General features: G+C 39.3%; 14 protein-coding genes. 9 read left to right on the forward strand and 5 right to left on the reverse strand.

The window, feature by feature from the left end:
- The first annotated feature begins 96 nt into the window (after positions 1–96).
- From N482_RS01915 to N482_RS01935, 5 genes are all read left to right on the forward strand, one after another.
- A complete protein-coding gene (locus N482_RS01915) occupies positions 97–1446 on the forward strand; it encodes an amidohydrolase family protein (RefSeq protein WP_081227653.1) in 1350 nt (449 codons plus the stop codon).
- Between the two features lie 251 nt (positions 1447–1697).
- Positions 1698–2339: a hypothetical protein gene (locus tag N482_RS01920; protein WP_063375479.1), complete on the forward strand. Its 642-nt coding sequence runs from the start codon at positions 1698–1700 to the stop codon at positions 2337–2339.
- A 74-nt stretch (positions 2340–2413) separates the two neighbouring features.
- A complete protein-coding gene (locus N482_RS01925; protein ID WP_063375480.1) occupies positions 2414–2680 on the forward strand; it encodes a hypothetical protein in 267 nt (88 codons plus the stop codon).
- A gap of 15 nt (positions 2681–2695) precedes the next feature.
- Positions 2696–2986, forward strand: a complete 291-nt coding sequence (locus N482_RS01930) for a hypothetical protein (RefSeq protein ID WP_063375481.1) — start codon at positions 2696–2698, stop codon at positions 2984–2986.
- Between the two features lie 270 nt (positions 2987–3256).
- Positions 3257–3547 carry a hypothetical protein gene (locus tag N482_RS01935; protein WP_063375482.1) on the forward strand — a complete coding sequence of 97 codons (291 nt, stop codon included), beginning with the start codon at positions 3257–3259 and terminating at the stop codon, positions 3545–3547.
- 229 nt (positions 3548–3776) lie between these two features.
- Here N482_RS01935 and N482_RS01940 read toward each other — a convergent pair whose 3' ends face one another.
- The 4 genes from N482_RS01940 to N482_RS01955 all read right to left on the reverse strand — a co-directional run bounded on the left by N482_RS01940 (position 3777) and on the right by N482_RS01955 (position 7602).
- Complete coding sequence (locus tag N482_RS01940; RefSeq protein ID WP_063375483.1) at positions 3777–5351, reverse strand: S8 family serine peptidase; 1575 nt, start codon at positions 5349–5351, stop codon at positions 3777–3779.
- Between the two features lie 437 nt (positions 5352–5788).
- On the reverse strand, positions 5789–6247 hold the full coding sequence (locus tag N482_RS01945; RefSeq protein ID WP_063375484.1) for a sensor histidine kinase: 459 nt from the start codon (positions 6245–6247) through the stop codon (positions 5789–5791).
- On the reverse strand, positions 6234–7253 hold the full coding sequence (locus tag N482_RS01950; RefSeq protein ID WP_063375485.1) for a tetratricopeptide repeat protein: 1020 nt from the start codon (positions 7251–7253) through the stop codon (positions 6234–6236). The genes N482_RS01945 and N482_RS01950 overlap by 14 nt, the downstream gene beginning before the upstream one ends.
- A 22-nt stretch (positions 7254–7275) precedes the next feature.
- Entirely contained in the window at positions 7276–7602 is a 327-nt protein-coding gene (locus N482_RS01955; RefSeq protein ID WP_063375486.1) for a hypothetical protein, read from the reverse strand.
- Between the two features lie 245 nt (positions 7603–7847).
- Here N482_RS01955 and N482_RS01960 point away from each other — a divergent pair, with 245 nt between their 5' ends.
- Entirely contained in the window at positions 7848–8690 is an 843-nt protein-coding gene (locus N482_RS01960) for a hypothetical protein (RefSeq protein ID WP_063375487.1), read from the forward strand.
- A gap of 309 nt (positions 8691–8999) precedes the next feature.
- Positions 9000–11000, forward strand: coding sequence for a hypothetical protein (locus tag N482_RS01965; RefSeq protein ID WP_063375488.1), 2001 nt, complete (start codon positions 9000–9002; stop codon positions 10998–11000).
- Positions 11001–11461: 461 nt separating this feature from the next.
- Here N482_RS01965 and N482_RS01970 read toward each other — a convergent pair whose 3' ends face one another.
- A complete protein-coding gene (locus N482_RS01970) occupies positions 11462–13987 on the reverse strand; it encodes a M1 family aminopeptidase (protein ID WP_063375489.1) in 2526 nt (841 codons plus the stop codon).
- Positions 13988–14192: 205 nt separating this feature from the next.
- Between N482_RS01970 and N482_RS01975 the strand changes: the two genes are divergently transcribed.
- Positions 14193–15011, forward strand: coding sequence for a substrate-binding periplasmic protein (locus tag N482_RS01975; RefSeq protein ID WP_063375490.1), 819 nt, complete (start codon positions 14193–14195; stop codon positions 15009–15011).
- A 344-nt stretch (positions 15012–15355) separates the two neighbouring features.
- Complete coding sequence (locus N482_RS01980; RefSeq protein WP_063375491.1) at positions 15356–15598, forward strand: hypothetical protein; 243 nt, start codon at positions 15356–15358, stop codon at positions 15596–15598.
- The last annotated feature ends 78 nt before the right edge of the window (positions 15599–15676 follow it).

The raw sequence follows: 15676 nt of genomic DNA on the forward strand, positions 1-15676 counted from the left end.
TGTGTCAGTGTGGCTTTTTGCAACTACTTTTTTAAGATTGTAATTAAATATCAACAAAGTATAGTGAGTTCTAGTCTCTTATAAAGGAATAACATCATGGCGTTTAGTCGATTGCGTTTAGTCTTTACTTCGGTATTTTTGTTAGTAAGCACCCCCCTGATTGCGCAGAATGTGTTATTTAAATCTGCAAATGTGCTTGATATTGAATCTGGAAAATTTAACAAAAATCAAGATGTGCTCGTGCGTGGTGGAAAAATCGTGAGCATTGGTAGCCTCAAGGCGCGACCAGAAATGATAACAATAGCATCTACTGGGAAATACCTAGTACCTGGGTTTACAGAGATGCATGCACATGTGCGTCCTTCCTGGGGTGGGGACAGTAAGTTGCATGAGCATCTATTTCTTTTCAATGCATTTGGTATTACGACAATTAGAGGGATGCTAGGACATCCATCACATCTTAAAGTTCGTCAGCAGCTTAAAAATAACGAAATCTCAGGGCCTAGGTTGATTACTTCAGGACCATCTTTTAATGGGAATAGCGTAGTTAGCAAAGGGCAAGCGGCAAAGCGCGCGAAAGCACAATTTGAGAAAGGTTACGATTTCATCAAAATACATCCGGGTATGAGTGATGCCGAATTTCAAGGCGTTGCTAAACAAGCACGCGCACTAAAATTCGACTTTAGTGGTCACGTAACGGCTGAAACAGGCATACTAAAAAGTATAGAACTTGGCCAAGGTACCATTGAACACTTAGACGGTATTTTTGCAGAGCTTTCTCTTCGCTCTGGAAATCGAAATGTTTCCAGCATGGGGTTTTTTGGCACTGGGCTAGTCAATACAATCGATAGAAAGCATATCAAGCGTCTTGCCAGTGAGCTTGCACAATCTAACGTGCATTTAATACCCACACAAACCATGGTCTGGGGGTTCATGTCTCCAGAAAAACCATCTGAATTAGCTAAAAAACCAAAGTATAAACTAATGACTGATTCAGAGCTCAATAACTGGAAAAGAACTAAAACACGTATCCAAAATGATGAGTACTATTCTAAAGAGCTAATTGCCGAGTATATGTCAATTCGTTTGGAGTTCTTAAAAGAGTACATTCAGGCTGGAGGGCGAATTTTGTTAGGTGCAGATGCTCCTCAGGTATTTAACATACCAGGTGAGTCATTGCATGAAGAAATGATTTGGATGCGGGATGCTGGCATGTCACCCATTGAAATTCTGCGTTCAACTACCATACAGCCAGCGAAGTTTTTCAAGCGAGAAAGTGAGTTTGGTAGTATCAAAGTCGGAAAGTCCGCAGATCTAGTGTTACTCGATGCAAACCCTTTAGATGATATCTCTAACACCCGTGAAATTGCCGGAGTTATGACAAGAGGAATGTGGTTAAGTAAGTCCGAAATTGGTAAAAGGCTAGCGGATATGAGGCGCAGATAGTGTGATTAGTATATGCTGCACCGAGCAGGGCACGCGCAGTTTTAACAACTGGCGTGTCCCATTTTGACTAGAGCTAACGCTATGTTTGAGTTGCTAGCTTTTCTTTTGTTTATCATTGCGCAAAAACTTTGCGATTTCTTCTGCGTGCATACGAGCGATAATTTCAATAGTGAACTACGCAACGCCCAAGGCATTAAACAGTCACTGAAGAATAATGCTGACTCCCACACCTATATAAAACAGGATTAATAATGAAGCCAATTTTTGTGTACGATGAAGGTATAAACCTTTGGGAGCAATCAAAAAAAGCGGGTGATAGTAGCGTTGCTACTATCACTGTAATTCAACGTGATATTGATAGCTTAAGTAAAACTTGGTTTAGTTTTCTTCCTATTTTGCTTACTTTCTTACCAAATGTTTTTAAATGGTTCACCACGGGAAACGCATTTGTAGGTTCAAAAGTACAGGAGCTGAAACTTAAAAAACAATTAACAGAAGGTTTCAGCGATCAAGATTTATTAAAAAAGAATGAGTCTACAGGGATATATTCTTCAATAAAGAATGAGACAGGTAATATTAAAAGCTTGTCACTAGATTCACTATCTCAATATAGATATTCATCGTTAATATTTTGCTCCAAAATTCTATCTCAGCAATCCCTTTTAGATAGCTTTCAAAAGACAGAGAGTGGAATTAAATTAGAAAACGTAGGCTCTATTTTTGATAATGACCTAGGAATTGTACTTTGTAGAGCTTATGACGATGGTGAGACACATGCGGCAATGCAGTTTATCGGAAAAGTTAATCAAATCGAAAATATTAAAAGCGAGCTAAGCGCATCTGGCTTTGAAGAGATCGACGAAACTGAAGTAGCGGCCATTATTAATAGTTAGATGTTACAAACAATGTAACTGGGTACCATGGAACCAAGGCTAAAAACATAGACTCAATTAGAAGTGATGGTGCTATGAATCCAAATTCTCAAGGTGAGATTTTTCTTAGTGGTAATCAATCGGATACTTTTGTACATGGGGCAGATTCTTCAATAGGTGGTGCTCTATCTGCGAAAGTGACTATTGATGTAAGTAAGGCCAATTCTGTTAGCAAAATATCCGTTCCAGGTAACCCTAATGCAATATTAATTAAAACAGATGTACCGTTGCCTACAAAAGTAAATTCAGTAAAAGTCAGAAAGCCTGATGGTAATGGCGGCTTCAATTACGAAGACCTGTAATTTATAGGAATAAATATGTTTAATTTGTCATTTAATGAAGAACTTCTATCAATATTTGTAGCTTTTATTTGTATCTACTTAAAAAAGTCACCAGATACTAAAGATATTCTAGCGTTTATAGAGGAAAAGTGTGCAGAGAAGGAAATTGTTGAGTCTTTCAATGCTGGTTTAATCACTAAGGACGAGCTTTGTTCGTTTTTACTTGATCATATCTTTACGAAGTTTGTACTTAATGAAGAATATGATGACGCAAGCGTTGAAGATATTAATTCAATTAAAGAAAAATTGGCAGCGGTTATTTTTTGATAATTTGATGTTACAAACAGTGAAACTAAGCGCCTATGGCGAGCTGTAGAATATAATGAGCTAGCCGACGTTAAAATGTTTGGAGACTATAATATTCATCAGCGAAGCCAGGGCGTACATATACGAAAACGTACATTGATTTACCAACGGATAAGCAAAAAAAGAATATGACTCCTCACTCAGACCCCGGTGACGTTGGAAAAGCAACGGGAATTGATGTGTATGAAAAGCCTGAGTTTTACGATTGGTTTAATAAGGTAAATATCAAGAATGACTAATTATAAAGCTATAATTGAAATATATTCCATCGATAAGGGGGGGCGTCCATGTATGCCAGAGGGGAGTGGATACTCTCCTCTGGCGTGCTCTGTTGGTGGAGAAGAATACTTACCTATTGTTCTTCACAATGTGCCGAGTGCTGCTACTTTAGATACGGCCTTTGAAGCTTCAATTGAGTTTCTTTACCCAGAGCGCCTAGATTATTTAATACTGAGTTCGGGGCTGGAGTTCGACTTGGTAGAAGGAGTCAAGCGTATAGGGAAAGCAAGAGTTCAAGTATAGTTCAGCATAGAAAATCAAAGCCCCAGTCGGGGCTTTTTCTTTGCCCACAAATCCATTAATCACACCCGTGTTTAGTCACAAACTGACGGTGTCGATTGCCTTGCAGAGACGATGGAGCTTTCATTCTGGGGTGTGGCAGAAGTGACAAAAGCAAAGTATAGGGTCAATTTTTGAGTGTGCTTATACTAATAAAATCAAATAGCGGGGGAAGCCCCCGCTGAGAAGCTTGCTATTTATATGCGTAGTTTAACGTTACACCACTGTAGTTATTGTAACCATATAAACTAATGTGCCACTTTCCTGAACTAGGGTTGGTAAACACACACTGTTCTTCATTGCCATTTTTCCAAGGACGGCAGGCATAGTTATTTGCATCAGGGCGTGCATTATATCTCACATACAGGTCTGCATCGCCTGTTCCGCCAGTGATTTGTAAACTCATTTCTTTCACGCCTTGTGGGATATCCCATGTGTAATGCGTCCAGCCATTTTGCGTCCCTTGAAGGTTTGGCAAAGCGCCATTCACTGGCTGTACGCCGCCCGGGTCGCCACCGCCTTGACATCCATTAGCTGCAATATGGTCTGAGGCATCTTTGGCTTTAACAATACCGTGGCCGTAGTAGTTGTCCCGACCAGCTGCGCCTTTATCTTTGGCTGTGGCGTTGAGTGCAGCGCGGATCTCTTGGTTTGTACACTGGGTGTTGTGGCTCCATACAAGTGCAGCAACACCCACAACGTGAGGGGTTGCCATTGACGTGCCGCTTAAACTTCTATAGGTATTGGTAGGATAGGTTGAATTGACACTCGAGCCCGGTGCTGCCATTTCAACTTGGTCATTGTACTGCGAGAAAGAAGAGCGAGATTCATTTGACGTGACAGATGCGACAGAAATAACAGAATTGTAAGACGCAGGGTAAGACTTTGAGCTATTTCCGTCGTTACCCGCAGCGGCTACGAGCATAAGTCCGCCGTCTACGAAGTTTTGCATTGCCGTGTTTTCGCTATTTGAGTAGTTGCCACCACCCAGACTCATATTCACAACATGTGAGCCAGCGTCTTTACATTGTTGAATTGCTTTAACAAGGTCTGATGCATATGTCCATTGGCCATTATCATCAAAGATTTTTACAATGTGCAGGTCCATACCAGGATACACACCGACCACGCCCTGATTATTATTTTCAGCTGCGATAGTACCCGCTACGTGGGTGCCGTGGCCATTGCCGTCATTGTTCCATCTACCTACGGCATTGTTATTTGCATTTCCGGTCACATTACCATATGGCAAATCGGGGTGGCCTAAGTTGTAGCCGGTATCAATGACACAGACTTTCCTTGCGGAGGTGTTGGATTGCGATAACAGGTGACCCTGTACCATATTAATGCCATAAGGTGTGCTTTGGGCAAATGGCGTGATGGCCTGTTGGGATTTTATAGCAGGGGACAAATAGCGCTTAGGGTCTATTTCTATGGATTCAACGGACGAGAAGCCACGCAGTGTTTTAAGGCTGTATTCGTCTAGATGCGCAACCATCGCTTGTTGCTCACCCAGTGAAAATAATGGTTCAGCCCCGGCTGTGAATAAGTAATTTAGTGCAATGAAATCGTTGAAGTTTGTTTTTCCACCCGAAAGATCTTGCTTGAATCGAACAATATAGCGTTGATCATTAGCTGATTTAACAGCGAACTTTTGCGTGTCAGAATGGCCATCAAATACTGGGGCATCAGCTAAGGCTGACAAACTGATAGTAGATAGCATGACAGTGGAAATGGTCGAAAGTTTAAATCGCTTGTTGATACTCATGTCTGTTCCTTATGTTTTACATGTTATTTCCTACTGATTATTCACTTGGACATCTGCCCTGAATTACAGTGCATACAAGCGGTTCAACTACTTGAGCCTTTGATTGAATAGGCGCTTTACTGCAATAAACATATCAGCAATTTGGTGTGTGTTTCTCAATAACTTTAAGCTTGGAACGGTCTAAAAACAACATGTAAGAGACCAAATGCTTATAATATTTTTGTTTATAATTTGATCTAATTGACATAAATATTGAAATATAATGTAAAAATTTATTTTGTGGTGCACTTGTCAGAAGAGAACTTTGGGGAGTGATGCAGTAACGTGGCTTTTAAATAGCACTCATACTTACGTTTACTATCAAATGGCAGAATTCAGGCCCCAATAATCAGGTTTAGGATGGTCTTGGCTGCTACAGCTTATTTGCTAGACTGCCTCTATTCGATGTTTTTGGGGATACGTACGATAAACTTAGCGCCGGTTGGTTGGTGTTCATAGCTGATTTCACCTTTCAAAACATGTACAACTGAGTTGTAGGCAATGTTCAACCCTAATCCAAGGTTGCCTTGACCTAACTGACTTGTATAAAAGGGGTCAAATATATGCTGCTGATCCTCTTCACTAATGCCCACACCGTTGTCTTCATACATTATCACTACCCACTCGTCTTGCTCTTTCACTTCTATTGAAATATTGCCCGCATGTTGTGTTGCAAAGCCATGGGTACAGGAGTTGTTGACCAGTTGAGAAATCACCTTCAATAATATTTCAGGGTGAGAGTGGAGTTGTACACTCGAACCTATCACCTCTAGTTTAATGCCTTTTTCGAGGCTTTGGGCAATCAACCCACATCTTTGCGTGAGATAATCAAGTACCTCAAAATCAACCAGCTTCACTGGTATCTAAATTTGCGGCAATCATTTTAAAGCGTGCTATTAAATCAGCGGCACGGGCTGAGTTGTTGGCCGTCATTGCGAGCATTTCTGATGCGTCTTCAAGAAAGGTTTGCAATTGTTTGGCACTGAGCTTTTTACCTGCTAAAAGCGCAAGGATCTCCTTTAACTTATCTTCTAGGCATGATGCGGATGTCACAACCAAACCTAAGGGGGTGTTAAGCTGATGTGCCATGCCAGACACCAAAGTCGTCATAGCTGACATTTTTTCGGACTCAAGTAATTGCTTTTGTGTTGACTTGAGGTTTTCAAGCGTTTCGATTAATGCTTTGTTTTTTGCGTTTATTCTACTTACAAAATACAGTGTTAACAGTGCGATTATCAGTACGCCAACTAAAACTAAAATCAGCTGATTTCTTGCTGCTTGGGAGTTGATTTGGTGCAGCATGTTTTCTTGTGTGAGTGATGCTATGTCTCTCTCTTTTATCGCAAGGTTCATTTGGGCCGCATAAAAAGCGACGCCAATCTCCGCTTGTCGTTGCAAAAACTCAAACTTATTTTGCATAAGCTGTTGGGCGGTATTGAATGCACTTTTCCATTGTTGATTTTGTTGAAAGTAGTTAACTAACAATTCATATGCTTGCGCCTTCTCTTGTAGACGAGCATGTTGAGCGCTTAAGGTTATAATTCCTTCGAGGATAGACTCAATTCCCGTTTGCTCGCCTTTACTAATCCTAAGCCTGATTAAGTCAATTTTGGGTCCAATACTGTCTGCGATTGCATTGCTATGTTCCCTAATTTCAATCGCTTTGTTCAGGTGACTTTCTGCTAGCTCATATTGTTTGAGTGCTAAGTATGTGCGGCCTAAATTATGATGAGACCAAGAGCTATGATACGTGAGGTTATTTTCCTCTCTTAAACTGAGGCTATTTTTGTGAAGTTCGAGTGCCTTTTTGTAATCTTTTAAACCTAAATATACTTCACCTAAATTGTTTAGCCCAACCCCCATTTGTTGGGGGAGCTCTCTACTTTTAGCATCTTGATAGAATCGTCGGATCAGTAACTTGAATGCTCATTCTTTTGCAAATTGATAGGGTAGAAATGGCACTGTGTACATCATCGGTTTGGATTTGAAACCAAGCCTTTCCATACAGCAATCTGATTTTTTGTCTAACCGAAAGCTGTGTATCGTATCTCTTTAAAATATTGTCTGTGGTAGCAATAGCTGTTAATGGTGATTGCGCCGAAGCTTTTCTTATCTCTGTTCTGAGATCTTCGAACTCAGCTTCAGTGAATGGGGCTGCAAAAACACTTGCAGTAGCTAACCATAATAGCCAAATGGCACAACGTACAAACATCAATCGTTGACTCTCTGAATAAACTACTAGTCGTTAAGCATAGCAGTTGTTTTGCTATGTGTATTAACATTTTAATAATGTTTTTTATTTGTATAATTAAATTTTTTGTTGGTTTTAGGTCGATGAATGGTTTTTATTTTCTTGATTTAATTTATTTATGTTATTTGTTTGACTTGGTTTTTTTAATATATATAATTCGCCACGGCATAGAGGGGCTATGCTTATATTTAATAAAAGGACGACACATGCTTAATAAAGCAATTCTAACTTCAGCATTTATTTTTTCTATCTCGGCTCAAGCTTCAATTTCAACATATAATTTAACACCTGTGGTTAAATCTACTTTTCCATTAAGCTATAGTGAGCTGGACGCTAATGGTCTTGATTTAAATAATAAAGAGCTAGGTTATTTATCTGAGTTTTCTAAAGCATATGTAGATATTTCTAAACATTTTGACTCTGTTGAGTCGGTTTGTTTTGAAGTGGATACGGAGTATTCTGGTAACGGCTCAACGCCTGGAGAGGCTGGTATCACACTGTACAAGTATTTCGTTTATAGTGATACGTACAGAGGTGATAATCGCCAAAGTGGCCGGTCAAGTAGTTTAGCAAGGCCAACTTTCTCAACATGTTTTAATGAAAGTGAAGGTTTTTCTAAAAGTTTTATTCGAGAAGGTAAAATTGCTTTTACGCCATACACAACTGATTCAAGCGTAACAATTCGTGATCTGCGCATTCAGGTCAGTGGCGTGTCTAAAATCAAGGGTGATTTAGTTACCTTGAATGCACAATTAAATGCGTTAGGTGCGGGTTCAGGTGAAGTGTTAACACATAGCGTTGAACCAAATTTAACTTACTCTTTAGAAATTATGGAAAATAACGCTTCTTATAATAACTTAGGTGGTAAGTATAATTCAGTAGGGATGAGTTATATAAATATCGATGGCGATAGAGAAGTTAAAGTTATTAACGAATCAAGTCCTGTCTATATTAAGCCGCAAAGTGATATTTCTTTATTTTTGATTGGTGAATCTACATATTCTAGTGGCAGTGTTTCAATTAACATAAAGAAAGTTAATATCGACTAGTTTAGCAGCTTTTTATACATAGTAATGAGCGCTTAGCTCGTTACTATGTTTTTTGTAATTATGGTGTTAATTTTTATTCTCGGTTATTTATCAAGTAAGTCATTTCAATAATTCTGAATTTTTACATTCTATTACATTGTGCCGAATAAGCTTATTGATGTTATTTTTAATATGTGTTCTTGCCTAAATGTTGTTCGAAAATTTGGTCTTTCATGAATTTTATTTTGCAACATGAATATTTTCCTAAAAAGTTATGTTCTAATACTCGCCGATTACAAAATGATATAAAGTTAATACAGGAAGATATTAATGTTTAAATATTCAAAAGTTGCCCTAGGACTAGCTACTTGTTTTACACTAACTGGTTGTTTAGAAGTTGAAGACGATAGTAATAAAGAAGTTGCAGATCGTCTTGATAGCCAAAACCAGATTTTACAGCAGCAAGTTGACATACTAAAAGAACAGCAAGCAAACACAGAAGCGCCTGCGGTTGTTGTTGGTAAAGTAGCATCCGCTACTGAAGGTGTAACTGTTGCAGATGCCAAAGTAAGTGTATTTGTGAATAACGCATGGACTGCTGCCGTTTCAGTTTCTGAAGACGGTACTTTTAGTATTGATGGCTTACCAGCAAGTCGAGATATTGTTGTTAGAGTAGCAAGTGAAAGCAATGCGTTTTTGACTAGACACTTTATGACAACCACAAGTGGCTATGTTGCTGCAGGTGTAGACTCGACAATTGATCTACTAAACCTAGAAGTTTCAGAAGGTGTTACAAAAGAGTTTAGTATCTTAGACTCAAAGAGTGAAGAGGTTGTAAAAGGTCTGACTATTTGGGCTGATGACCTTATCGCAACGCACAACTCTTGGAAAAACCTTCAGTTTGTAAATTTTGCAAATGAGGAATTTGCAACAAAAGCGACATTCAATGAAGAAAAGGGCGTGTACCAAATTCAAGTCGCTAAAGACTTACCTGTTGATTTACTGTTTTCGGCAGATGTTGACAACGACGGCAACGTTGATTACAGACATGAAACGCTTCACACAACCAATAACGGACACGCTATGTTGGCGCGTGCAGCAAATGTAGACTCGACTCACCAGATTTATTTAGACGCTATCAACGCACATGAATTCACCGTTGCTCTAACAGTATTAGATGAGTCAGGCAATGAAATGAAAGTAAGACGTGTGGTTGTTGAAGGCAATGATCGTGGTGCTGACAATGCAGTGTATGATGAAGCGTCTAAGCAGTATGCTGTTGAAGCGAACTTCTTCGGTGAGTTAGCGCTAATGATCCCTAGCTTTGAAGCGGATGGGGTTGTTTACCAATCAAGAAACGTTAGAGTTAATTACAATGAATATAACTCGGCATATAGCGTTTACAGTGACAATGGTCATTATCAAGCTGAGTTATCTGATAATACCTTAAACATTGTTACTAGCTTAGAAAGTTTTATTCCTTCTGAAGCGAGCGCGCAGGCTGTAAAAACCGTAGCAGCTAAGAGCTTAGAAGACAATGCAGTCCAAATCTATTTCAACGTTCCGGTTGAACTTGTGGAAGGCGGTATTTCAACTCAGGCTTCAAACCGAGTTGTAGTTTCTGGCGGTGGCACGAGTTATGCCGAAACAACTTCAACAGATGTAGCTTATAATGCGGTTTTAGATTTGGATAACACGCGATTAACTATCACAGCAGATGGCGAGTTCGAGGCTAACTATGAATATCGAGTGAATGTTAGTTCTATCAAGAATCTAGTTTCAGGTGAAACTGAAGATGCTGGAGTTTATGTGTCACATTACTACCTTTCGAAAGGTACTGATTTTGATATAAATACCCTAACTGCAGATAACTTTAACTTTACTACAGACGGCACGCCAATCGTTGCTGCTAATAGCGCTGGTGTTACCTCAACAGCAACTGATTATTCTAATGACGTACGTTTGATTCTGCCGCAAAATCTTAATTCAGTAGAAAACCTTACGCTTAGAATTGATTCATATGTAATGAACAATACGTCAGTCACTAATGAAAACCCTATAGAGGTTGAGGTCGTCGGAAACGGTTATCAATACAACAATTATCGTGAGTATGTGGCCAATGTTGCACACAATGAAACTTATTGGGGCTTTAGTGCTGGTGCTAATGTAGAGAATGGCTATTACCGCATGACAAGATCTTATGATACTCAATATTTATCGCTGTCAGATAACAAAACTGGTAACGCAAACTCAGTGACAGTTTATTACAGCTATCAGCTTAAGAGTAATGCAGAAGTTAAAACGGGTACCCTAACTCTGCCTATTAACTAAGCTACACTCAATATTAATTAGAGCTGGGAAGGTTTTGACACCTTCCAGTTAAATTGAAAGCCCCAGTGAAATACTGGGGCTTTTTTACATCTGCTCTACAGCGTTTTGAATAATTTAAATCTGCAAAAGCTACTTAGTTATTAAATATGACTTGGGCGGTTCCATGCCTAATAAATGACGTACAAAATAATCCCAACGCTGTCTTACAAAGTATGGATTTTTGTCCAGTACGTGCCCCATATTTGGATAAATCATAAGGTCAAAGTCCTTATTGGCTTTCATAAGAGCGTTGTTTCCTAATTAATTGAACTAAATGACTAAAGTTAGTCATTTAGTTCTTTAAGTAGGTGCAAGAGTCTCTTATTCTTTCTAAGTTGACGAAAGCAAGTCATTACGAAAAGGCGCTTGCTTGATTAAACAGCGCCTTTTTAATTTCTGTTATTTGGCTCAACTACGTATAACTACTTTTCGTAGTGGGGAGAAGTCGCCAAAATACTGTTGCCAATTCGTTCGCTATTTAGAGTGCATTGTTCAATACCGTCAGACACAATACTCAGTTTACTCTTTAAGCCAGAAATTGATTGCCAACTCTCAAAAAGTTGGTGTATAGCCTCTTTTTGCTCATCTGAGCAGGCGAGTAAAAAGTTGTAAGGAAACCATTGCAAAGATTCGCTGGAAACTTTGTTGAAAATCTTATCTTTTCTTGCATTGATGAGCTGTACAGATGAAATTCTAAGAGCAGGATTAAAAATAGGGAACTGAAAGCGATAGTCTATGACCATACCTTGTGTTTCATCACTCAATAGTAAATCATAATACAGCGCTGTTTTGGATGCTGAATCTACATAACCAAGCCCAGACAAAAATGCCTCTTTTTCAGTTGTAGGTATTGCACTAAAATCCCGAATGAGTGATTTATATTCTTCATTTGTTGAGTTTTTTGCCAATGTCATGACGATTGCATTAAGGTGAGGGTGTCCAATGTGTTGACCTGATTGATAGATGCGTTTTGCGGTGTTTACTGCATTGGGGTCTTGCATATACACGCCATATAGCTTCATTAAATTATTTCCATACGGCATCTCTAGGGCTCGTTGCCATTGGATATTCAGTTTGAAGTGCTTTTGCAAGTAAGCAGTATAGTGAGAGACACTATTTATTTGCACATGTTCAAGGTATGCATCGATTAAAGTACTTACAATTTCATCCGCGCGAGGGGTGTCTAGTTGTAAAAGGTTGAGCTCAGCGACTAACGCTTGTGTATACCTCATGAAATCAACATGTCCAGTAATTGCAAGCGCTTGTAGGTTGTCGTTAAAGGATGAAATTTCCAGGTGTGATAGCTTATGTGCTGGTATGTTTTCATAAGTTGATTGATTTAAAAATCGGAAATAACCCACCCCGCCGGCATCGAGAAATACAGCCTTAACGTCTTTGTTGAGAGCCACTTTTTGCTTGTGCTTTGAGAGTATGAGTTTATGGGTAGATATTTTACTTCCGTCCCAGAGCTTCAGAGAAACTGGAATTGTCCAAAGCTGCTCGGAGCGATTAAATAAGTCTTTTTGTTCAATAAAAAACTGATTGTTGTTACGCGTAAGGGTTACTAACGGATAGCCAGTTTGGCGCGTAAAACTAGAGATTACGTTTTGTAGGTTGGGGTCCTCAAACAGTTTAATAAACTGTTTAGTACTGACGTTTTGACCGTGGTATAAATCTACATAGCGCCTCATAAGCGATTGAAATGTTTTTTCTCCAGTTGCTTGTTCAAGCATTTCTAATAGAGCACGCCCTTTGGTGTAATGCAATTGGCCATACGCGAGCGTATCTTTTCTAGATTTAATTTCAAAGACAAGTGTCATTGCTTTGCTGTTGTCATCTTTGAATGCGCGTGATTGTGGTGTGTAAGTACATAAATCGTGGTTTGGATACAGGTTTTGTATAACTTTCGCAGCAATAAATTCTGTGAAGGATTCATTTAGCCAATAATCATCGTACCAAGCCATTGTAATGTCGTTGCCAAACCAGCTATGCGCAACTTCATGGGCAATCAGTTTTTGAAATTGGCAATGTGCCATGTCTGTTGCGCCCGGATCGGGTATCTGATTGTAGTTTATTGAAACTAAACCTAGATTCTCCATTGCGGCCACACTGCCATAATTACCGACAATAAAGTCCAGCTTTTTAAACGGAAAGGGTGAGTCCAAATATTCTTCAATATGCGATACCGAGTCGTTCACAATCTGATTAAAATATGTTGGCAGAGTTACCGGTATGCTCTTTGGCACATAGACTTTTGATTTGAAGCGGCTTGTCCCCAATGGTTTTATATTAAACTGACCTATGGCTAAAGTCAGTATATCTGTGTTGATCCGTGGCGTAGCTTTAAATTGAGTTAATTTGGTTGCTTGCTGTACTGTAATAGAGTGCATATGGGTATTGTGCAGTACGTCATATTCTATTGGCGTTGATATACTGAATTTAAATATCGACTTTTTATTTGGCTCATCTAATGTGGGGAAAACGCCCCTCGCTTCCATTGATTGAAATTGCGTGAGTAGATATGCCGGTTCTTGCCCACTTTGAGCGCTAAACAAGCCCTCATGATGTAAAGACACTTTACCACTGAACTGTATATGCAAAGTAGCCGAGTCTTTTAGTTTTACAGGAACTTGGTGGCTGATTATTTCATATTGATTAGGTTCTTGTACTGTTAGGGGGTAACGCTTGCCTTGGTATTGCAGATAAACATCTTTAATATCGAGTGCTTTACTGTGATAAGAGATGACATGAGTAGGATTGGTGAAGCTCAGGTTAAGTGTCGTTACACCAGAAAATATCTGCTTTTTAGGGTCGATATTTAAATGCACAGCTTGTTTAGAAAGTTGAATATGTTGAGGCAGTCGAAAAGCATCGTTAGCAAAGCAGGGAAAGATGGCGAAGACGAGCAGTAATATTGCACATAAGCAAAAGAGTCGCTGTGGTTGCATACAGGCTATTTATAATTATTTGTGCTGTTAATCTACATTATTTTTTGTGCTGTTAATCTACATTATTTTTTGTGCTGTTTATAGCTCAGTTATACTATGAAGAGATTGATGTGCTGGTTAGGTGTTTAAATCACCCCCTAAACTTGTCTATTCTTTTGGTAGTTAACTATGCTCATGTAATCAGGGTACTTTTATTGGGTTCACAATGTCTTTTTTGTGCAGAGCAATTATTGCGGTAATTCTTGTTGTGATCTCTTATTGCTGTGCCGCAAACAAAACCGTATCTGTGATTACCTTACCTGATTATGAGCCATTTGGCTCTTTGGCCCAAGGTGACACGCATGTCGTTAAAGTCCCACCAGGAGAAGATAGCAAGCTTTTTGAAGGGTTTGCATGGGATGTTGTGCGCGAAAGCTTCCATTCAATGGGTTATACGGTAGAGCTGTGGGTTGTGCCATGGGCTCGGGCACTTACTTACATAGACTCTGGCCGTGTTGATTTAATTTTTCCAGTTAGTATTAGCGCAGAGCGACTCAAAGTTTATCGTTACTCTAAAGAGCATGTTAATAGTGTTTTTTACCGCTTGTATATCCTAAAATCCCAGCCAATTGAATGGCAGTCACTTGAAGCATTACACGGAATGACTATCGCGCAAATACGTGGTTTTAACTACGGAGAAAGGTGGGCGCTACTTAAAAGCGTGGACAAATATGATGTAGGTGAAATCATCCAGGGGTTTGAGATGCTAATGAGCAAGCGGGTGGAGGGCTTTGTTGGGTACGAGGGCGTTTGGGATACTGTGCTTCAGCAGCATAAACTCGAAAACGACATTATTAAGCTTCCTATGTTTGATAGTAATAAAGAGTATCTAGCGGCCTCCCTAAGGAATCCAATGGGTAGAAAGTTGTTAAAGCAATTTGATTTAGGGAAAAAGCGAATTATGGAGAATGGTAAACTAAAAGAAATACAGCTCAAGTGGTCAAATGTTTTAAGTGAAAATGGCACAGAGGGACGTAGTCAATAAATATTTTATAACCTCACAAAACCTATATCTACATTACCATTGAGTTTTCAAGTCGCTGCATTATTTTTTACTTTTACATGAAAGTATTTATATCGGCAGGTTATTCACAATGATATGTTTATATTTTTTAATATTTTATGATTTATAATGTCTTCAGGTGAGAATAATGATAAAAAATAGCCCTAACAAGTGCAATAGCGCTTATTTTGTCTGGTTGTGGGGGATCTTCAAGTTCTGAGCAACCATAAGGTCCAGAGCGGCCCACGCCAGCAACCAACACAGGACCAACTATTTCAGGTAACGAATCGGTTGATTTTTTAGCTATCAACGGTGGTAATCTCGAATTGTCTATTCAGGACAATGATGGCGACAACATTAGCGTTACTATTAAATCTGAGCAAACATGGATAACAGCAGAACAGGCCGACGCTACATTGACGCTAAAATTTGCGCCGACGTTATTTGATGTTGGGCAACATGATGTAAAAATCGAGCTTTCAGATGGTAAAGTAATCACTTGGTTTGACTTACAAGTTATTATTAATGAAAACCCAGAACAGTGGGAAGAGCACGCGCTCACAAATTAACTACTTCTGGGAGGCTGGGCAACTGACGACGAGAGTTTAGTTCTAGCGTTTAATCATAGCTTAGTTCTTAAGCCACAC

This window comes from Pseudoalteromonas luteoviolacea NCIMB 1942, from assembly GCF_001625595.1.
Classification (GTDB): Bacteria; Pseudomonadota; Gammaproteobacteria; order Enterobacterales; family Alteromonadaceae; genus Pseudoalteromonas; species Pseudoalteromonas luteoviolacea_A.